18 protein-coding genes are annotated in these 19890 nt (G+C 50.8%); 16 read left to right on the plus strand and 2 right to left on the minus strand.

Annotated features, from left to right (window positions below; genetic code table 11):
• The first annotated feature begins 487 nt into the window (after positions 1 to 487).
• The 4 genes from C0081_RS21485 to C0081_RS21500 all read left to right on the plus strand — a co-directional run bounded on the left by C0081_RS21485 (position 488) and on the right by C0081_RS21500 (position 4805).
• Positions 488 to 1714: a pyridoxal phosphate-dependent aminotransferase gene (locus C0081_RS21485; protein WP_101535787.1), complete on the plus strand. Its 1227-nt coding sequence runs from the start codon at positions 488 to 490 to the stop codon at positions 1712 to 1714.
• A gap of 52 nt (positions 1715 to 1766) precedes the next feature.
• Positions 1767 to 3101: a two-component system sensor histidine kinase NtrB gene (locus C0081_RS21490; protein WP_101535788.1), complete on the plus strand. Its 1335-nt coding sequence runs from the start codon at positions 1767 to 1769 to the stop codon at positions 3099 to 3101.
• Positions 3098 to 3715, plus strand: coding sequence for a response regulator transcription factor (locus tag C0081_RS21495; RefSeq protein ID WP_101535789.1), 618 nt, complete (start codon positions 3098 to 3100; stop codon positions 3713 to 3715). The genes C0081_RS21490 and C0081_RS21495 overlap by 4 nt, the downstream gene beginning before the upstream one ends.
• 466 nt (positions 3716 to 4181) lie before the next feature.
• Positions 4182 to 4805, plus strand: a complete 624-nt coding sequence (locus tag C0081_RS21500; RefSeq protein ID WP_101536048.1) for a Crp/Fnr family transcriptional regulator — start codon at positions 4182 to 4184, stop codon at positions 4803 to 4805.
• 131 nt (positions 4806 to 4936) lie between these two features.
• Here the strand turns inward: C0081_RS21500 and hemN are convergent, their stop codons facing one another.
• Entirely contained in the window at positions 4937 to 6286 is a 1350-nt protein-coding gene (gene hemN / locus C0081_RS21505) for an oxygen-independent coproporphyrinogen III oxidase (RefSeq protein WP_101535790.1), read from the minus strand.
• Between the two features lie 100 nt (positions 6287 to 6386).
• Positions 6387 to 7580, minus strand: coding sequence for an alpha/beta hydrolase (locus C0081_RS21510; protein ID WP_101535791.1), 1194 nt, complete (start codon positions 7578 to 7580; stop codon positions 6387 to 6389).
• Between the two features lie 247 nt (positions 7581 to 7827).
• On the opposite strand from C0081_RS21510, the gene pip reads away from it, so the two are divergent.
• The 12 genes from pip to C0081_RS21570 all read left to right on the plus strand — a co-directional run bounded on the left by pip (position 7828) and on the right by C0081_RS21570 (position 19808).
• Positions 7828 to 8784: a prolyl aminopeptidase gene (pip, locus tag C0081_RS21515; protein ID WP_101535792.1), complete on the plus strand. Its 957-nt coding sequence runs from the start codon at positions 7828 to 7830 to the stop codon at positions 8782 to 8784.
• 556 nt (positions 8785 to 9340) lie between these two features.
• On the plus strand, positions 9341 to 10972 hold the full coding sequence (gene ccoN, locus C0081_RS21520; protein WP_101535793.1) for a cytochrome-c oxidase, cbb3-type subunit I: 1632 nt from the start codon (positions 9341 to 9343) through the stop codon (positions 10970 to 10972).
• A gap of 12 nt (positions 10973 to 10984) precedes the next feature.
• A complete protein-coding gene (gene ccoO / locus C0081_RS21525; protein ID WP_101535794.1) occupies positions 10985 to 11719 on the plus strand; it encodes a cytochrome-c oxidase, cbb3-type subunit II in 735 nt (244 codons plus the stop codon).
• Positions 11720 to 11730: 11 nt separating this feature from the next.
• Positions 11731 to 11883, plus strand: a complete 153-nt coding sequence (locus C0081_RS21530; protein WP_101535795.1) for a cbb3-type cytochrome c oxidase subunit 3 — start codon at positions 11731 to 11733, stop codon at positions 11881 to 11883.
• Between the two features lie 2 nt (positions 11884 to 11885).
• Complete coding sequence (ccoP, locus tag C0081_RS21535) at positions 11886 to 12761, plus strand: cytochrome-c oxidase, cbb3-type subunit III (protein WP_101535796.1); 876 nt, start codon at positions 11886 to 11888, stop codon at positions 12759 to 12761.
• Positions 12762 to 13223: 462 nt separating this feature from the next.
• Positions 13224 to 14687 carry a cytochrome c oxidase accessory protein CcoG gene (ccoG, locus tag C0081_RS21540; RefSeq protein ID WP_101535797.1) on the plus strand — a complete coding sequence of 488 codons (1464 nt, stop codon included), beginning with the start codon at positions 13224 to 13226 and terminating at the stop codon, positions 14685 to 14687.
• A 155-nt stretch (positions 14688 to 14842) separates the two neighbouring features.
• On the plus strand, positions 14843 to 15331 hold the full coding sequence (locus C0081_RS21545) for a FixH family protein (protein ID WP_180967006.1): 489 nt from the start codon (positions 14843 to 14845) through the stop codon (positions 15329 to 15331).
• A gap of 52 nt (positions 15332 to 15383) precedes the next feature.
• Positions 15384 to 17645, plus strand: a complete 2262-nt coding sequence (locus C0081_RS21550) for a heavy metal translocating P-type ATPase (protein WP_101535799.1) — start codon at positions 15384 to 15386, stop codon at positions 17643 to 17645.
• A gap of 149 nt (positions 17646 to 17794) precedes the next feature.
• Positions 17795 to 18007, plus strand: coding sequence for a cbb3-type cytochrome oxidase assembly protein CcoS (ccoS, locus tag C0081_RS21555; protein WP_101535800.1), 213 nt, complete (start codon positions 17795 to 17797; stop codon positions 18005 to 18007).
• A 55-nt stretch (positions 18008 to 18062) separates the two neighbouring features.
• Complete coding sequence (locus C0081_RS21560) at positions 18063 to 18527, plus strand: hypothetical protein (protein ID WP_101535801.1); 465 nt, start codon at positions 18063 to 18065, stop codon at positions 18525 to 18527.
• On the plus strand, positions 18524 to 19189 hold the full coding sequence (locus tag C0081_RS21565; RefSeq protein WP_101535802.1) for a DedA family protein: 666 nt from the start codon (positions 18524 to 18526) through the stop codon (positions 19187 to 19189). The genes C0081_RS21560 and C0081_RS21565 overlap by 4 nt, the downstream gene beginning before the upstream one ends.
• Positions 19173 to 19808: a LysE family translocator gene (locus C0081_RS21570; RefSeq protein WP_101535803.1), complete on the plus strand. Its 636-nt coding sequence runs from the start codon at positions 19173 to 19175 to the stop codon at positions 19806 to 19808. Before C0081_RS21565 ends, C0081_RS21570 begins: the two co-directional genes overlap by 17 nt.
• Positions 19809 to 19890: the final 82 nt, after the last annotated feature.

Raw genomic sequence — 19890 nt, forward strand, 5'->3', positions numbered from 1 at the left:
TAGCACAAGAATGATTTATGACACTAGAGAAGGCATTGAATGATGGCCATTTAGACTAATTCTCAAGATAAAACTATCAGGTCAGGTGTGATGTGCCACAGGTCACTCACACCAAAGACCTTTGTTTATCAATAATTCTTTCAGTAAGGTTTTGCGCAGGTGCGCCGTCTTGTTGCGCCTTAACTCGAAATTCACTGCAAATAATCAGACATCTTTGCCAACTTCAACAAAGCCTACATTCCACATATGTTGACCATTCGCTCAATTGAACAGGCGATATTTGACGAAAACACTCAGCCTTTAGCAAATGGCCGTTTGCCAAGATCGGGCAATCAGGCAAGGTCATCTGTGTTTACAGAGAGTTTCGCGAGAAATCGACGGTGTCTACCCTTGCTTTCAAGGGCGTTTATACGCAAAGTTAAGGTCTTCTCGCATGCAGCCCGTCCGTCGGGATCTCCTTTTTTCAATATCAGTTTATGGCACGACAATGGCATCCTTTTCCTCTACGGCTTCGGCTGACTCTACAAACCCTCTCAATGCATTGAATATCTTCAATACACTCAGCTCCGAGGCACAGCATGCCCCCAGCAGTGGCATCATCGGGATGGTCGAATATGCACGAGGCAAAGAGGGGCTTATCCCGCTTTGGGTGGGTGAGGGCTGTTTGCCGACGCCTGACTTTATTTGTGATGCTGCCGCCAAAGCCCTCAAGGCGGGCGAAACCTTCTACACCCATCAGCGCGGCATTCCCGAGTTGCGCCAGTCAATTGCGCGCTATCATCAGCGTCTTTATGATCGGCCGTTTAATCCTGAACGGTTTTTCGTCACCGGTTCGGGCATGCAAGCCATTCAATTGGCCGTTCGTATGGTCGCAGGTGTCGGCGATGAGGTGGTTTTGCCCAGCCCGGCATGGCCCAACCTGAAGGCTGCCGTCGGGGTTGCCAGCGCAACCGCTGTTGAGGTGCCGTTGGATTTCGCATCTGATGGCTGGCGGCTCGATCTGGACGCATTGTTTGGCGCTTGTACTTCAAAGACCAAAGCTCTATTCATCAATTCTCCCAGTAATCCCACGGGCTGGACTGCCAGTCTGGATGACTTGAAGGCTATCCTGGCCTTTGCACGTCAAAAGAACATCTGGATCATTGCCGACGAAATCTACACGCGGTTTTACTATGATGATGCGCGCACCAACGCACCGTCCTTTTATGAAATTGCGCGCGATGATGATAAAATACTGTTCGTGAATAGCTTCTCTAAAAACTGGGCAATGACCGGTTGGCGAGTTGGATGGTTGAGTGCGCCTCCTGCCGTCGCGGATGTCATTGGTAATCTCATTCAATATTCAACCTCGGGTGTCGCGCCTTTCATGCAAAGGGCCGCGATTGCGGCATTGGAGGACGGGGAAACCTTCGTGACCGAACAAATCAACAGGGCGCGTGTAGGGCGAGACAAATTGCTGGACAGACTGCAGGGAAACAACATTCTGCGTTACGCTCCACCCGCTGGTGCATTCTATTTCTTCTTCGGAGTGGAAGGCGAAGACGATGGACTCATGCTCGCAAAACGGCTGGCAGATGAGGCCAATGTCGGTTTGGCACCCGGTTTTGCGTTCGGTCAAAGCGGGTCCGCATTTATGCGACTATGTTTCGCCACACACCCCGACCAGATGGATCTCGCAATCGATCGCTTGAACCTTTGGCTGTCAAAGGAATAACGGCAGAAAACTGGGGGTTCTGAACCAAACAGGCGAAAAGAGACCTCTCAGCATGGATGGATCTTTAACCATCAACGGCCCCAAACATTTGGACGATTCTCACTCACTAAGAGAGCCGTCCCCTTTCAGGCCACTCAAAAACCTTGATGCAAGGCTCATATCACTTCTAGACATGGCCGCAGACTCCATCTGCCTGATGGACAACCAGTCACGTATTTTGTTGTTTAACAAAGCGTCAGAAACGCTGTTTGGTTATAGCGCTGAAGAAGTGATCGGTCAGAGCGTTAACATCCTGATGCCAGACAAATATGCCAAGCATCATGACGGCTGGGTGCACCGCTATCTGGAAACGGGTGAGCATTCGATTATTGGCATTGGTCGCGAGGTTCAGGGTAAGAAAAAGGATGGATCAATCTTTCCTTTCGACTTGTCGGTTGGCGTAACGCAAACTGAGAATGGACCGGAATTTATCGGTGTCATCCGTGATTTAGGTGCACGCAAACAAACCGAGAAGCGCTTGCGCACTCTGCAAACCGAACTCAACCAAATGACCCGCATCAATGCAATGGATGAGATGGGCGCGACGATTGCCCATGAGCTCAACCAGCCATTGACCGCGATCATTCTTTATTTGCAGGCCATTGAGCGCAAGCTACAACTGAAAAATGGCGCTGATAATATTGTACAGGATGATCTTGATCAGCTAAGCGATCTTTGCGGTCGTGCCGTGCAAGAAGCACAACGGTCAGCATCGCTGCTGCAACGCATACGCTCCATTATTGAAAAGAATGAGCCTGAGCGCAGTCCGTGCGACATTGTGGAGATCATTCGTAAGGCACACGAGTTGGCGCTGGTTGGCTTTGCTGCGACCGATGTGCATATTGAACTCATTTGCCCCAAGAAGGTCCCTTTGGTGTCTGCTGATCCCGTTCAGATCGAGCAAATTTTCCTTAATCTTTTGCGCAATGCATTTCAGGCCATGCGCGATGTGGATCATAAAGAAATCATGGTATCGGTCTTTCTTGCCGAGGCGACGTCTGACCGACCTGAGAGAGTGAAAGTGCTGTTCAAGGACACAGGGCCTGGCATACCGCAAGAGCACCGGACAGATTTGTTCAAGGCTTTCAATTCCAAACGTCGCAATGGCATGGGTCTGGGCCTAGCCATCGCGCATTCCATTTCCCAGACCCATGGCGGCAGCCTCGAATTGGCACCGCATGATGATAACCAGCCGGGGGCCTGCTTCATCCTCACCCTGCCACTTGCATCTCCCGTTAAGGCAAAAATGCCTGACGATTCAGAAAATGTCGGAGATGTCGATGGTAACAAGAAGCCAAGCGCATCGGCCATCCAAAGTTCGATTAAAAGCCAAGAGGCACTGCAATGACAACTGATCTGCACCCTTCCATCAATATCGTTGATGATGATCCCGCTGTTCGGGATGCTTTGTCCGTTCTGTTTGAGCTCGAGGGATATCAGGTTGAGACCTTTTCAAATGGCGAGGATTTCCTCGCTCACTTGCGCGAGTCTGTTCCTTCCGCCATTCTGCTCGACGTTCACATGCCAGGCCGCTCCGGCCTCGAAGTGATGGAAGAGCTAACCGCGCGTCATATAGCGGCTCCCGTGCTGATTATTTCCGGTCAAGGGGATATCCCAATGGCTGTCGCAGCTATTAAACAGGGCGCGCATGACTTTATCGAAAAACCCTTCGATGGCACCGAAGTGGTGAATCGCATCGAAAAAATACTCGCAAATGTCAACAAGACGCCGGATGCCGGACAATCTGCGCTCGCAAACTGGAGTTTCCCACATGCGGAAGCTCTGACTCCTCGGGAGCGGGACGTCTTATTGCAAATCACCCAGGGCGCTTCCAACAAAGAAGCCGGTTTGCATCTTGCGATTTCCCCGCGGACCATCGAGGTCCATAGAGCGCGTATTATGGAAAAACTCAAAGCACGCAATACCGCTGATTTGGTGCGTATTGTTCTTACCGGCCATTGATGCCCATGTCCGCGCTGAATCGCGGGTGTTCCGGCGTGATTCAGCAGGTGAGTTATCATTCAGCAAGCATGTCGCAATAGGGCATGTTGTTTTGACATCCTGAAAAGAGGGGGGGCATTCCCCCCCTTTTTTCAACTTACTGACATTTTTAAGATTTATCCGATTTTTTGCAATAACACAGAATTTAAGAGCAAAAAATACAATTGATTTGCTTTTGGCTTTTGTATCAGTACTAATACTTGGTAGATGTATTTTCACCGGGATAGATTGCGACATCTTGAAACATGTCGTATAGGTGCAGGCAATCTTCGATAGGAAGATTTGGTTCGACGGGATTTTCACCCTGAATCAGGAGAGTTATTGGATGTCGGAAGATCGAATTTACAGAATGGCCGCTCCTTCTGCGAGAAGAGGTGCTTTCTCTACGCGGTCTTCCTTTCCTGTGCAGACAGAATCAAAAGGCATCATGGCAAGCGAGCAGAGCCGACATAAAACATTTCCCTCTCATGGCGTTATATTCTTTGAGGGTGACCCTGCCAATAATATTTATGAAGTGGCAGACGGATCCGTCATGCTCTACAAGCTTTTACCCGATGGTCGAAGGCAGGTTGTAGAGATCCTTGGTTCGGGGGATTTGTTCGGGATCCCAGCTGGTGAAGTCTATGATACGTCAGCGGAAACCTTGACCGAAACTCTGGTCCATATGATTTCCCGCAAAGATGCGGAGAACTCAAACATCATTCAGGAACACATGAAAAAGTGTCTGGTTTCCCAGGTGCAGAATCTGCATGAGCATGCAGTTTTGCTGGGTCGGAAATCAGCCCATGAACGTGTTGCGTCCTTTTTGATGCGCTTTGTTCCCAGCCGTGGTGATTTTGGCTGTATTGGTCCTGAAGGGGATGAAGATCAGTCCGTCGTAACGCTGCATATGACCCGTCAGGAAATCGCAGACTTTTTGGGTTTGACCATCGAAACCGTGAGTCGCGTGCTTTCTGATATGAAACGCCGCAAAGTCATCACAATGGAAAAACAGGACCGCATTCGGGTGATGAATGTCTGCGGTTTGTGCCATTTGACCGGTAAATACTGACTCAGTAATACTTCCTAAATCGTTGAGATATCCACATCGCCAGTGCGCTGCAATGGCATTGAGCACAGGTGTGCGCATGGTCAAATTGTCGCGGCAAGAGTGCGTAATCTGCAAGAGGTCTCAGCCGTTGCTTAGACCGCGACTGAATGGCGGCCTTTGCCTGTTTGCAGATAAGCATCAAAGACGGATGCCACCAAGCGAACCAACGGGCGGCCCTGATGGGTAACCCGCACCACATCGCCATCACGCTCTGCAACGCCATCCTGTAGCAGTTCGGTCAGTTGATCATAGCAGGCGCGTAAAGGTTCCAAATCGACGCTGAAGGCTTCTGCGACAGCTGCTACATTCACTTCATAGGCGGTCATGATCGACATGATAATGGTGGCTCTGGCTCTGTCATCCTGATCCATCTCCAGCCCTCGAGCAATCGGCAACTCACCGGCTTCGACAGATCTGACCCACCCTGCAAAATCGGGGCTGTTTTGCATATATCCTTGGGGCAGTTTACCAATAGACGAAGCGCCTAGGCCTATCAGGATATCGGCTTCATCGGTTGTGTAGCCCTGAAAATTGCGGCGCATGGTGCCCTCATGAGCGGCCACCGCAAGCGGATCGTCAGCCTTGGCAAAGTGATCCAGTCCAATTTTTTCATAGCCATAAGCAGCAAGGGCTGCGCTCGCATCATCAAACAGCGCAATACGTTCAGCGGCATTGGGTAGAAGATCTTCGGGGATCAGTCGTTGGTGCTTCTTCATCCATGGCACATGAGCATAGCCAAACAGAGCCAGTCGTGACGGGTCCAGACTGGCCGTCAGGTCAACCGTTTCTTGGATGGTTTTACGGCTCTGATACGGTAGGCCATACATCAAATCTAGATTGATTTCACGGATGCCAACTGCCCGCAAGGCCTCGACCGCAGCTTTGACGATGTCGTAGGGCTGCACCCGCCCGACCGCTTCTTGCACTTTGAGATCAAAATCCTGTACGCCAAGACTGGCGCGGTTGATGCCGGCTTGCGCCAGAGTTTCGGCCAAATGAGGGTTTACCGTACGCGGGTCCAGCTCAATTGCATGTTCCATACCCGAGGTAAGGCTGAAATGCGTTTTGACGGCATTGACCACACGCAAAAAAGCGTCACGAGGCAAAATGGATGGTGTACCACCACCCCAGTGGATGTGACTGACCGGCTGGCCATCGGGCAGCTTGCTGGCCACCAGCTCCACCTCTTTGACCAACATATCCGCATAATCCTGCAGCGGTTTTTCTTTTTGCGTAATCTTGGTGTAACAGCCACAATAGTGGCACATGGATTGACAGAAGGGCACATGCAGATACAGAGAGATCGGCGTGTCGGAGTCAATCATGCTGAGCCATTTTGCATAAACATCCTTTCCGACCTCGCTGGAAAAATGCGGAGCGGTTGGATAGGAGGTGTAGCGCGGCACGGCGCGGGAAGCATATTTCAAGGTTACATCAGTCATGGATGCATTTAGCTTTGTGTGGTTTGCTCCAGCCTTGAGGAATGTCAAATCTTACTGATTTGTCATGTGCGGATTTCTACGCAGGATACAGACCGAGTGGTTATTGATTGAGTATCGCTTTGGTTGTTTTGACCACAAGGGTCAAGGGAAGTGTGGCTGTATCGACCAGTTTGTCCGAAAGACTGGTCTGCAGACCGCTTTCTGATAACATTTTTCGCTGGCCAGACTGCGCCATGCCTTTTAGCAGTGAAACCAGACTTGGAGAGGTGATGGCTGTCATATGATTGAGGCCGTCGCCACCATCAAACTCAGACACATCAATGACGTTGATACCGTCCCGTTTGATTCGGGTTTCGTCGATATTATTGCCTACGCGATTGGTGTCGCCCGCCAAAAAGCTGGAAATTTGTAGTGCTTGATCTTTTTCGGAGACGAAAACCATAAAATCGCGCGGCAGTGTTTTGATAACCTGCAATTGACTGTTGAATACGTCAATATCGAGGTCTGGCGAAATCAGAATGACGGCTTTCACTTTGGCAGGCAATCGCCCATCATTGGACAAAGCCATCTGCCGTAAAGCCTCCATCAGCAGCTCAGTCCCCAGAGAATGGGCGACCAATGTCACCTGCTCAGCTTTAGAATTGGTCAGCATGCGCACGACATCCGCCAGCTGATCCCGAGATGCTTTGACGCTGTCCCGATCATACATATAGAGCCCCGGCTTGCCTGCTGATGGCCAGCTAAACAGGGTCATTGGCGATGTAATGCCAAAGTCATGTTTCATTTGTGCGGCACGATACAGGCCTTCGGAGAAATTGGTGTTATAACCATGTACGAATAAGATCGCCTCCCGTTTGCCATCCACCGTCCGTGCGCCGGGAGTATCAATCGCCACATTCAGATGCTGTTTAAAACCAGCCGTCTCGGAAAAAGGTTGAGCTTTGATGACTGCAAAATGCTTAGCAGGATCTGGCTCGTTACGAGGCCACTCGATCTGTCCGACTTCGTGAATGGGGGGGATTGAGATCGCATAGGAGGAAAATTGAATCTTCTCGCCGCGTTCACCGTCAAAATCACTTTTGCCGATTGCCTTGCGGTTTGTGGCGACAAAGACGGTCTCGGTATCCAGCGAAGAAAAAGTAGACCGTGCAAATTTCACGCTGGTTGGTGACGCGCATCCTGCCAACATCGCACCGAACATTAAAACGGTCAGAACCGTGCGTGCTCCTCGCCCCAAATATGTTGAGTGAAGATGACTATCATGTGTCTTCGATAGATCCAAAGGACGGTCCATAAACGGGGCTCGATCTGATTGGCGATGCGCAATAATACAAACTCAACACATTGTTAGCAGCTTTACCAAGTATCTGGAACATGTGTTAGGCGAAATTGCTTACAGACCGCGCGAATGCTTGTATGCTGTGTCTTCAAACACACAATTGCGGCAGCATTCTGAGATTGTCGCTCCTTTTTTGCTGTGGTAGATCAAGTATCCCGCCTTTGATGATCGTCACCCAATGATAGAATCTGGACCCTGCTTCATGACACAATTGCGCACTCTTTATCCCCCCATAGCCCCTTATGACACCGGTATGCTTGATGTTGGCGACGGGCACCAGATCTATTGGCAGAGGGCTGGGACCAAAGGTGCCAAACCTGTGGTCTTTTTGCATGGTGGGCCGGGTGGTGGTCTTTATGAAACCCACCGCCAGCTTTTCAACCCCGACCTGTATGACATTCTGCTGTTTGACCAACGCGGCTGCGGTCTCTCCACGCCACATGCGGAATTGAACGCCAACACCACATGGCATTTGGTGGCAGATATTGAGCGGTTGCGCATCCTGATGGGTGTCGATAAATGGATGGTGTTCGGTGGGTCTTGGGGCTCCACTCTGGCGCTGGCTTATGCTCAAACCCATCCCGACAAGGTGTCCGAGCTGGTCTTGCGCGGCGTTTATATGCTTACCAAGGCCGAAATGGACTGGTATTATAAATTTGGCGTCAATCAAATGTTCCCCGAAAAATGGGACCGCTTCGTTGCACCCATCCCACAAATTGAACGCGATGACTTGCTGTCAGCCTATTACAAGCGTTTGACAGGGGATGATCCGGTAATTCAATTGGAAGCGGCCAAGGCTTGGAGTCTGTGGGAAGGGGAAACCATCACCTTACTGCCAGATGCGCATAACTCGGATCAGTTTGTTGAAGATCGGTTTGCCATCGCCTTTGCTCGCATCGAAACGCACTTTTTCAAACATTCCGGTTGGCTGGAAGAGGGGCAACTGTTGCGCGATGCTGGCAAGCTGAAAGGCATCCCCGGTGCCATTGTTCATGGTCGGTATGACATGCCTTGTCCGATGCACTCAGCCTACCAGCTTCACAAAGCTTGGCCGGATGCGGAATTCTATCCGATCGAGGGGGCCGGGCACGCCTATAATGAACCGGGTATTCTTGACCGCCTGATCCGCGTCGTTGATTCATTCGCTCAAAAGGTCTGATTGCCAAAACGGGTTGATCGTTCAATGGTCTGGACACAATTAGAGAGCGCGCGACGAGTATCGTTGATTCTGCGAGGTTGGATCGTGCGATCAACGGCCTTGATTCTGTCTGGCCTATGGTGGTGAGGATCCCACTTTTTACTAAATTTTCCGCCTTCTGGAGAGGACCGAAAGCGTTACAAACGTGTATAACGTGCATTAAGTATGCATATTTTTTATGCCACTTTTAGCGTATAGGGTATCTGCATACATGTTGACTGTAGAGTGTTAAGTATCTGAAATATAATAATAAAAAATTTACATTAATTCTCGGAAAGATTTGCTATGTGACCACGAGTCGCAGGGGGGGATTGGACCTCCCCCATTCCGTTGACATGAGTCAAAGCGTATGGCTTAGCTGGTCCATAGGGTTTGACGACCCTATTGGGGGGGACGTTTGTTCCTAGATCTAACTGCTTTCGAATGGACCAATTGGAAAGCATAATACTGATCGATATTAGACGCTGGGGCATCGCCCGCTCTGCTGGGCGCCCGATGTTGCAGATGGGACTGAAAGATGGCTCACACGACAAAAAGACTCTCTATAGAAGAAGGCTTGTATGCAGTATTCCTGACTGTGTTGGCCTTCGCTTGTCTGATCATCGCCGCTAAAGCGGTTGATGGTGTCATGGCATTTCACGCGACCGTCGGGCTGATTTTTTCAGCACTCGGCGTGTTTCTTATTTTTAACGCCTATTTCAAGCGTCCAGAGGACGCTGATGAAACAGGATACAACCTCGGCCCGATCAAGTTTGGCGCAGTTGCTGCCATGTTCTGGGGGATTGCTGGTTTTCTGGTCGGCGATATCATTGCCTGGCAGCTGACTTTCCCGGTTCTGAACTTTGACTTGGAATGGACCAGCTTTGGTCGCTTGCGCCCACTGCATACGTCTGCAGTGATTTTTGCGTTTGGCGGCAACGTTCTGCTGGCTTCCTCTTTCTATGTTGTCCAAAGAACCAGTCATGCCCGCATTGTTGGTCGTATCTCACCGTGGTTCGTTATCCTCGGTTACAACGCCTTCATCGTGATAGCCGGTACTGGTTATCTGCTTGGTGCGACCCAGAGTAAAGAATATGCTGAACCTGAATGGTATGCCGATTTGTGGCTGACCATTGTTTGGGTGGCTTATTTGCTGGTCTTCCTTGGTACGCTTTGGAAACGCAGGGAACCCCACATTTATGTGGCAAACTGGTTCTATCTTGCTTTCATCGTAACCATTGCGATGCTGCATATCGGCAATAACCTGTCTATTCCAGTTTCGCCTTATGGCATCAAATCCTATCAGGTCTTTTCTGGTGTTCAGGATGCGATGGTTCAGTGGTGGTACGGCCATAATGCGGTGGGCTTCTTCCTCACGGCTGGCTTCTTGGCCATCATGTATTATTTCATTCCAAAACGCGCCGAACGTCCGGTCTTTTCTTACCGGTTGTCGATTGTGCACTTCTGGGCTCTGATCTTTATCTACATCTGGGCTGGACCGCACCATCTGCATTACACGGCGCTTCCCGATTGGGCTCAGACTCTTGGTATGACCTTCTCTGTCATCCTCTGGATGCCGTCTTGGGGTGGTATGATCAATGGCTTGATGACTTTGTCTGGTGCATGGGATAAACTGCGTACGGACCCTGTCTTGCGTATGATGGTTGTGTCTGTTGCTTTCTACGGCATGTCGACCTTTGAAGGTCCGCTTATGTCAGTAAAAGCAGTGAACTCTCTGTCACACTATACAGACTGGACCATTGGTCACGTGCATTCCGGTGCTCTTGGTTGGGTTGGTTACATCTCGTTTGGTGCAATCTACTGTCTGATTCCTTGGATTTGGAACCGCAAGAAGCTTTATTCCAACACACTGGTTGAATGGCACTTCTGGGTCTCAACGCTTGGTATCGTCCTCTACATCACGTCGATGTGGGTGTCGGGTATCATGCAGGGTCTGATGTGGCGTGCATACGACAAGCTTGGATTCTTGGAATATTCTTTCATCGAGTCCGTGGAAGCAATGCATCCGTTCTATATGATCCGCGCAATTGGTGGTCTTTTGTTCCTCCTTGGCGCTCTGATCATGGCCTATAACCTCTGGATGACCGTCAAGGTTGGTGAAAAGGCGGAAGTTGACGCCGCTGATCCTGCCCTGGTCCCTGCAGAATAAGGAACGGTAAGCATGTCTCTTATGAACAAGCACGGTATCATCGAACGCAATTCCATGCTGCTGCTCATTGGTATCCTGATCGCGGTTGCCATTGGTGGTTTGGTTGAAATCGTTCCGCTTTTCTATCTGAAAAGTACCATCGAGAAGGTTGAGGGCGTGCGCCCTTATACCCCACTCGAACTCGCCGGTCGTAACATCTATGTCCGCGAAGGCTGTTATCTGTGTCACTCACAGATGATCCGCCCGATGCGCGACGAAATCGAACGTTATGGCCACTATTCTCTCGCTGCTGAGTCCATGTACGATCATCCCTTTCAATGGGGGTCAAAACGTACTGGTCCGGATTTGGCTCGTGTAGGCAACAAATATTCCGACCTGTGGCATACAAGCCACCTGACCGATCCTCGTTCAGTGGTGCCGGAATCTGTGATGCCTGGGTATCCGTTCCTCGCGAAAAAGGAACTGAACGTGCCCGATATGTCTGCTGATCTCAAGGTCAACAGGTTTGTCGGCGTACCCTATACCGACGAGCAAATTGCCAACGCCAAAGCTGACTTGTTAGCTCAGGCAAATCCCGATGATGACAATATTGATGGCTTTGAAGAACGCTATCCTGATGTCGCCTATCGCGATTTCGACGGCAATCCGGACAAGGTGACAGAAATGGATGCTTTGGTTGCCTATCTTCAAATGTTGGGCACCTTGGTAGATTTCTCGATCTATGATGACAAGGCAGACCTTCGCTAAGGAGCAGGTTCATGTCGACCTATGAAACTTTAGCTAACTTCGCGCAGACATGGGGCTTGCTCTATTTCGTGCTGATCTTTACCGGCGTGCTGGTTTATACATTCTGGCCGACCAATAAAGAAAAGTTCGATGAGGCCGCCAATATGCCGTTGCGGGAGGACTGAGAATGAGTGATCACAAAAAAGATATTGACCAAGTGTCCGGCATCGAGACGACCGGTCACGAATGGGATGGCCTCAAGGAACTCAACAACCCGCTGCCTCGCTGGTGGTTGTGGACTTGGTATGTCACCATAGTTTGGGCTGTCGGATACTGCGTATTGTACCCGTCCTGGCCTTTGCTGACCGATTACACCAAAGGTGTTCTTGGCCATTCAAACCGAGCAGAAGGCATCGCCGCTTATGATGCTCTCATCGCAAAGCGCCTCGAAAGTGGTGCCGGTCTTAAAGACGCCAGCGTTGAGGACATTCTAGGCAATGACGACCTTCGTACATTTGCTGTTGCCCAAGGTGCAGCTGCATTTGGCGACAACTGTTCAGCCTGTCATGGTTCCGGTGCTGCCGGTTCTACAGACTATCCAAACCTGCTTGATGATGACTGGCTTTGGGGCGGCACGATCGATGCAATCCACGAGACACTACGCGTCGGTATCCGGTCTGGACACGATGAAGAGCGGGCCAACTCTATGACCGCTTTCGGCCGTGATGAAATTCTTGAAAAAGAAGACATTGTCACAGTCTCCAACTATGTGCTGTCCATTTCTGGCCAGCCCACCGATGATGGTGCCGATCTTGAGGCAGGAAAGGTCCTGTTTGAAGAAAATTGCACCGCCTGTCACGGTGAAGATGCCAAAGGTCTGCAGGAAATGGGCGCGCCCAACCTGACCGATGCCATCTGGCTCTATGGTGGCTCTCGCGAGACCATCATTGAGAGTGTCACCAACGGTCGTAATGGCGTGATGCCCAGCTGGGAAGCCCGCCTCGATCCTGTGACCATCAAGTCGTTGGCAGTCTATGTCCACACCCGTGGTGGTGGACAGTAACAAATTAAAGGGCGCGCATGTCGCGCCCTTTTACAACAGTCGGGATCAACGCCAAAACGCTGATCTCGTTCCCAATCAGTCAGTGTGCTGGGTGTTGGAGTTTTGTGACCGTGCTTTGGTCTGATGGATCAGATAATCGGTTGAGAATGAACGTCCATAGACGAACCCCATTTTATGGTTCTTAGGACTCATAAGACCGCGTCCCACAACGCTGAACCTACTCGACCGGGCCATGATTTATCCGAGCTGTCGCGACAATATGCCTCGGTATTTTCCCTCAAGTTTATTCTATGTCATGTAACATAAATTTATGGCTCGCTAAAACAGAAATGCAATACAGGTAAATAACATGCTTGTTAGTATGTTGTGCTGAGAACCAAAGACCGATCTAACACCGACCGAAGACCCAAGACGGAATTCAGTTCAAACACTATACAGGATGCTGCTTCGAGGAGAAGTTCGATGACGGTTGAAGCCCCAGGGACCAGCCCGGATTCCAACCCAAATGGGGAGTCTTATTTTGCCAAGGCGAAAAAGATCTACCCACAAAGTATCAAAGGCCGTTTTCGCAATTTCAAATGGGCCTTTATGGTCGTATCGCTTGGGGTATATTACTTCTTGCCATTTGTGCGTTGGGACCGTGGTGTCGGTGCTCCGGATCAAGCGGTTTTGGTCGATTTCCCGGCCCGGCGTTTCTACTTTTTCTTTATCGAAATCTGGCCGCAAGAGGTCTATTATCTTACAGGCCTGCTCATTTTGGCCGCGCTTACTCTTTTCCTGATGAATGCTTTGGCGGGCCGCGTTTGGTGCGGTTATATGTGTTTTCAGACCGTCTGGACCGATCTCTTTATGCTGGTTGAGCGCTGGATTGAAGGTGATCGCCGGGTCCGGATGAAAACAGATCAAGAACCGATGACAGGTAAACGTGTGGGCAAAATGCTGCTCAAGCACACGTTATGGCTTATGATTGCTTGGTGGACGGGCGGAGCATGGGTTCTCTATTTCGCCGATGCACCGACTTTGGTAAAAGAACTTGCCTTTGGTGAAGCGCCATTTGTCGCCTATCTCTGGATCGGCATTTTGACGGCGACAACCTATGTCATGGCCGGCCATATGCGTGAGCAGGTATGCGTTTATATGTGCCCGTGGCCGCGCATTCAGGCGGCCCTGACCGACGAATGGGCACTCAACGTGACCTATCGTAAAGACAGGGGCGAACCACGTGGTTCATTGAAAAAAATGAAAGCCCGCGCCGCCGAAGGTTTGGATGCAGGCGATTGCGTCGATTGTGGCCAATGTGTTGCGGTGTGTCCAACCGGCATTGATATTCGTGATGGGGCCCAACTCGAATGCATACAGTGCGGGCTCTGCATTGATGCCTGCGACAATGTTATGGACAAAATCGGTAAACCACGTGGTTTGGTCGATTATGATACCGACATCAACATCCAGCGCCATCTTGAGGGTAAGGAAAGCATCTATCGTTTTGTCCGCGCTCGCACCATCATTTATGTCGGGTTGATCACGTTGGTGGTAGGCTTGATGGCTTACACTTTGGTCAACCGCCAATTGGTCGATCTTAATGTTTTGCATGACCGCAATCCACTCTATGTGGCTTTGTCTGACGGTTCAATCCGCAACGGTTTCACAATTCGATTGATCAATAAGTCCACCACAGCGCGAGACTTTGAATTGTCTCTTGTTGGTGCCCCTGAAGGGTTTTCTTTGAAAGCTGTCGGTATCGAAAATGACAGCCCCAGAATGATCACTATTCCCATTGATCAGGACATCACCAAAGAGCTTCGTATTCAAGTCTTTGCACCCAAGGGAGCAAAACTGGATAAATCTCAGCAAATTGGGTTCAATGTGAAAGATTCTGAAACCGGTGAAGCGCAAACCGTGACTGACTATTTCAAGGCGCCGTAACGGGGTTGACGTAGACAAATTAAAGAGAGGCTTTTGGTGTATGCCCAAAGCCTCTAATTGTTTGCAGAAGATGGTATGCTTGGGGTCTCTGTGGTCCAATAAGACCTCTGGGGCCACTTAATTTATGTAAGGAGCAGGCTGTAATGGGTACTGCGATGAACAAAAAAGAAAAGAAATTCACTGGCAAGCATGTTCTCATCTGGCTGGGGTGTTTTTTTGGTGTCATGTTTTTCGCTAATGGGATGTTCGTCTATTTCGCACGATCCACATGGCCGGGCGTGGTAGAACAAAGCCCTTATCAGGCGAGCCAGAACTACAACAAAACCCTGGCCGAAGCCGAAGCGCAGAACGAGCGTTCATGGCATATGGAAGTAGAACTCAAGCGTAGCCAATCCGGGGTGTATCTTGAATTGTTAGCGAAAGACAAATTGAACAATCCGCTCAATGATCTTTCAATCACAGCCAATGTAGGCCGCCCGACAACTGAGACTCAAGATCAGGAGTTGAGTCTGGAAGCTGCGGGGGATGGTCTATACCGAGCCAAAGTGGCTGCGCTTAATCCAGGCAACTGGCGTATTAAAATTGAAGCGTCGCAAAAAGGCGAGGTTATGTTTCAAACCCTCGAAACGATCACGCTAAAATAGATATCAGGCGGGATATTCGCAGTGAGCGAATGCAAAAATCACGGACAGACGCATGGCAGAAAATGAGACGGTAGAACGAGACTGGGCTTCTTTTTCTGAAAGTCTGCCTGATGGCAATGAAAAGCTGGCGCTCGCGGTGGAAGGCATCTATTGCCCGGCTTGCATGACACGCATTGAAAAGGGCCTGCTGGATCTGGAAGGTGTGGCCAATGCCCGTGTCAATCTCACCTCTCATCGTCTGGCTGTGACGTGGAACCCGGGTGAAACCAACCCGGACATGTTGCTCGCGCGTCTCAGTGACCTGGGCTATGGTGCACACCCATTCGACCCCGGCCGTGTCAAAACAGAAGAAAAGCGCGAAAACCAACGCCTTCTTCGGGCGCTTGCGGTGGCTGGCTTTGCCGCCATGAATGTCATGCTGCTGTCTGTCTCGGTTTGGTCCGGCAACGCATCTGATATAACACCGGAAACCCGCGATTTTTTCCATTGGCTGTCAGCTTTTATCACGTTGCCAGCAGCAGCCTATGCTGGTCAGCCCTTTTTCAGCTCGGCTTGGCGCGTATTGCGCAAAGGCCACCTCAACATGGATGTGCCAATTTCCATCGGGGTTATTCTGGCGTTGTTTTTGTCAGTGCTGCAAACGGTCCAGCATGAAGAGGAAGCTTATTTCGAGAGCGCCCTGATGCTGCTGTTTTTCCTTTTGATCGGCCGTTGGCTCGATCACATGATGCGGCTGAAAACCCGTGCATTTGCTGAGAACCTGACAGCGCTCAAAGCCGAAACGGCTATGAAGCTGTTTGACGATGGCAACTTGCGCGAGGTGCCCCTGTCCAAGATAGAACCAGATGATAAGGTCTTGGTGCGCCCCGGCGAGTGCATTTCGGTTGATGGTACGGTGCTCAAAGGGGCCTCGCAAATCGATCAAAGCTTGGTGACAGGTGAAACCGGTCTCATCGAGGTGAGCGAGGGTGATTCGGTGTATGCTGGCACCCTGAATGGTGAAAACGCGCTGACGATTACGGTCACGGCGGCTGCCAAGGGCACGCTGCTGGATGAAGTCAACCGTCTGATCGATGAGGCAATGGAGGCCCGTTCACGCCATCGCAAATTGGCCGATCGTGCCGCCGAGCTTTACGCGCCTATTGTTCACACCGCTTCGGCCCTTACGTTTCTGGGCTGGTGGCTCTATGGCATCGGTTGGCAACCTGCGCTGGTGATTTCCATCTCGGTGCTCATCATCACTTGCCCCTGTGCATTGGGGCTGGCTATTCCGGCAGTGCAAGTGGTGGCCTCGGGGTCGCTGTTCCGCAATCAGGTTCTGCTCAATAGCTCTGACGCATTGGAGCGGTTCGCCAATGTCGATATGGTGGTTTTTGACAAAACAGGAACCTTGACGCGCCCAAGGGTAGGTATCGTCAATCGAAGTGATTGCGATGATGAAAGCTTGACTCTGGCGATCGCTTTGGCCAAGGCATCGAGCCACCCTCTGTCTGCAGCTTTGGCCGCGATGAACCGGAAAATCAAGCCCATCACCAATGCGACAGAAGAAAAGGGTAAGGGGCTTTTTGCCGATCATCAGGGGGCAGAGGTGCGCCTTGGATCTCCGGTTTTCTGTCGAGCCGAAGCACAAGCTGAAAAGGTTCGTGCAGCTCATCCAACGGCATCTTTGTTGGCTTTTGCACAAGAAGGCCACGCGCCAGTTGTCTTTGCTCTTGAGCAGCAATTGCGATCCGATGCAAGCGATGTGATCGCCCGCCTTAAAGACAGAGGCATCGCCTTGATGATTCTGTCTGGTGACCAACCTCGCGCCGTAGAAGTCATAGCCAATGAGCTGGGTATAGACGCCTATCACGCAGGCATCTCGCCAACCGATAAAATCGCGATGATTGAGGCGCAAAAGGCTAAGGGGCACAAAGTCATGATGGTCGGAGACGGGATGAACGACGCTCCCGCACTTGCCGCTGCCGATGTGTCGATTTCGCCTGTCACGGCAGCGTATGTCAGTCAGGCGGCTTCAGACGCGCTTTTCCTGGGGGAAAAGCTCTTGCCGGTTTTGCACGCGCTTGATATCGGCAAGCGCGCCCGATCAATCATGGAACAGAATCTGTGGCTGGCAACATTGTACAATGTCATTGCTGTTCCGTTTGCTGTCGCCGGATTTGTAACGCCGCTGATTGCGGCTCTGGCCATGTCAGGCTCCTCCTTGATCGTCACCATCAACGCTCTCAGAGCCCGCGCCAAGGGTGACGCATGGCTGACCGACAATGTTGCTTTTGATGAAGCACTGAATGAACAGGCCCCACAAGCAGATTGATAGATGCGGATGGGTGTGCGTCATTGTCACCAAGCCCGGTCTTTCAAGGCTGGTCAGATCAGGGCTGCGACTGATATGAATAGAGGGCTTCACGACAGGTCCTTTATTTGCTCCTATATTAAACCCATACGTCAGGAAGGCTGAATACTATGAGTTCTTTGCTGTTTCTCATTCCTATCGCATTATGTCTTGGCGCTCTTGGGTTGGCCGGGTTTCTTTGGTCCCTGAGGACCAACCAATATGATGACATTCAGGGGGCAGCCTATCGCATACTTGATGATGATGATCTCTCGCCGGAAGAACAGGCAAAAATCAATGCGAAACCCGATGCTTCTCATCGCAAGACGGTCAGCAAATCCTGAGGTAGATTGCTTTAAAGTCAATTTGTTTGAAGCCACAGGCGCTTAAGGAAAACGCATGCTAAAAGCTCTGCACTATTTCTGGAAAGAACAGCCAGTTGCACTATCGGCCTTTGTGCTTGCCATCGCGCTGCTTGTTTTCTTTGGCGGTCGATTTGTTTTCGGATTTATTTATTTTCATGATCCAGCGCACCGAAATCAGGCACTTGAGCCTTGGATGACCCCTCGCTATGTGAGCTTGAGTTATGCGATCCCGCCAGAAATCGTCCAAGATGTGATGGAGTTGGAGGATATGGGGCGTCCGCGCGTCAAGCTTGATGAAGTCACTGCAAAATTAGGCATTTCACTGGCTGAACTCCAAGAGCGCGTATGGGCTGCCAAAAAATCCCATATGGAAGAAAAACGCACAAATGCCCCTAAAAAGCTGGGAAATGGCAAGCGTCAGGGGGCAATGCAAGCGGATGAGCCCAATCAGCCCAATGGTATCAACGATCCGAAGGCGCAGAAAGTGGAAAAGCCATGAGTGATACCATTCTGGCTCTCATTCCCACCTATGGCCTATGGGTGATTTTCTTTACCATTGCGTTCGGGTGTTTGGCAATTCCATTGCCCGGCTCAATGTTGGTGATCGCGTCAGGCTCCTTTGCCGCAGCCGGTGATATCGATCTCTATTTTGCTATGGCGGCTGCTTATGGGGGGTATATTACAGGGGATCAAACGGCATTCCGTATTGCGCGGATCGCAGGGCCGGGACTATTGGAGCGATTTAAAAAATCTGCCAAAGCGGAGGCCATGATAACACGCGCCGAGGCGCTGCTCAAAAAGCGCGGTGTGATTGCGATTCTGTTGTCTCGCACTGTCATCAGCCCCTTAGGACCTTGGATGAGCTATCTGTGTGGCGCTGCTGGGCTAAAGTGGATATTCTTCACGTTGGCGTCTATGGTAGGAGCGGCTGTCTGGGTTGCCGGCTATACTCTGACTGGATATTTCTTTGCGGATCGGCTTTCAGAGCTAACAAGTCTTGCCAGTGATGGCCTCGGGTTTGTTGCCGCTTTTGCCGTCGCTATCGTTGCTGCGTGGTGGCTACGCACCAGTTGGAAAAAATACAAAGAAAAAACCGCTGGAAATGACACTGGCGAATGTCTTGAATCGAAAGTCGACCCCATCAATGCTGATATCCTATGAAACATTAGGTGTGTTCATCGCGACGTCTATAGCGTTGGGAATGGCGCCCGGACCGGACAATATCTTTGTTCTCACACAGTCTGCGCTATATGGGCGCAAGGCAGGGTTTGCGGTTACGCTTGGGCTCTGTACGGGGTTGTTGGTGCATACCGCCGCCGTGGTTTTTGGCGTAGCCGTGTTGTTCCAGACCTCAGAGCTCGCTTTTACGGCCCTCAAGTTTATCGGTGCTGCCTATCTGATCTATCTCGCTTATGGGGCGTTTCGCGCATCCAGAGCCGATCTTTCTGTGAGTGAGCGCCCTAATGGCGCGATCAGCCTGCGGCAACTCTATGGCCGTGGCATTATCATGAATATTACAAACCCCAAGGTGGCAATTTTTTTTCTCGCCTTCTTACCGCAATTTGCAGATCCTGCTCTTGGCCCCATTTCCCTCCAGATGTTTGCCTTTGGCGGGGTGTTCATCGCCGTGACACTGATCGTTTTCGGCTCTGTGGTTATTGGCGCAGGCTACTTGGGCAACTGGCTGCGTCATTCGCCCAAGGCTCAAATGATCATGAACCGCATCGCGGGGGTGATTTTTGTCGGTTTGGCAGCCAGACTGGCCACTGCGCAGTTATGATCCAGCCTCTTTGACATGCCCAAACAAAAACCCCCGCCACTGATAACAGCGCGGGGGGAGGGATGTTTGATTTGTCAAAGCA

The sequence above is a fragment of the Cohaesibacter celericrescens genome, from assembly GCF_002866925.1.
GTDB lineage: Bacteria > Pseudomonadota > Alphaproteobacteria > Rhizobiales > Cohaesibacteraceae > Cohaesibacter > Cohaesibacter celericrescens.

Coding starts and splice junctions, on each gene's coding strand:
- C0081_RS21570 (WP_101535803.1), top strand. CDS start 19,173: ATGCTGATATCCTATGAAACATTAGGTGTGTTCATCGCGACGTCTATA.
- hemN (WP_101535790.1), bottom strand. CDS start 6,286: ATGACTGATGTAACCTTGAAATATGCTTCCCGCGCCGTGCCGCGCTAC.
- ccoS (WP_101535800.1), top strand. CDS start 17,795: ATGAGTTCTTTGCTGTTTCTCATTCCTATCGCATTATGTCTTGGCGCT.
- pip (WP_101535792.1), top strand. CDS start 7,828: ATGACACAATTGCGCACTCTTTATCCCCCCATAGCCCCTTATGACACC.
- C0081_RS21495 (WP_101535789.1), top strand. CDS start 3,098: ATGACAACTGATCTGCACCCTTCCATCAATATCGTTGATGATGATCCC.
- C0081_RS21485 (WP_101535787.1), top strand. CDS start 488: ATGGCATCCTTTTCCTCTACGGCTTCGGCTGACTCTACAAACCCTCTC.
- C0081_RS21510 (WP_101535791.1), bottom strand. CDS start 7,580: ATGGACCGTCCTTTGGATCTATCGAAGACACATGATAGTCATCTTCAC.
- C0081_RS21545 (WP_180967006.1), top strand. CDS start 14,843: ATGAACAAAAAAGAAAAGAAATTCACTGGCAAGCATGTTCTCATCTGG.
- C0081_RS21500 (WP_101536048.1), top strand. CDS start 4,182: ATGGCAAGCGAGCAGAGCCGACATAAAACATTTCCCTCTCATGGCGTT.
- C0081_RS21550 (WP_101535799.1), top strand. CDS start 15,384: ATGGCAGAAAATGAGACGGTAGAACGAGACTGGGCTTCTTTTTCTGAA.
- ccoG (WP_101535797.1), top strand. CDS start 13,224: ATGACGGTTGAAGCCCCAGGGACCAGCCCGGATTCCAACCCAAATGGG.
- C0081_RS21565 (WP_101535802.1), top strand. CDS start 18,524: ATGAGTGATACCATTCTGGCTCTCATTCCCACCTATGGCCTATGGGTG.
- C0081_RS21530 (WP_101535795.1), top strand. CDS start 11,731: ATGTCGACCTATGAAACTTTAGCTAACTTCGCGCAGACATGGGGCTTG.
- C0081_RS21560 (WP_101535801.1), top strand. CDS start 18,063: ATGCTAAAAGCTCTGCACTATTTCTGGAAAGAACAGCCAGTTGCACTA.
- ccoN (WP_101535793.1), top strand. CDS start 9,341: ATGGCTCACACGACAAAAAGACTCTCTATAGAAGAAGGCTTGTATGCA.
- ccoO (WP_101535794.1), top strand. CDS start 10,985: ATGTCTCTTATGAACAAGCACGGTATCATCGAACGCAATTCCATGCTG.
- ccoP (WP_101535796.1), top strand. CDS start 11,886: ATGAGTGATCACAAAAAAGATATTGACCAAGTGTCCGGCATCGAGACG.
- C0081_RS21490 (WP_101535788.1), top strand. CDS start 1,767: ATGGATGGATCTTTAACCATCAACGGCCCCAAACATTTGGACGATTCT.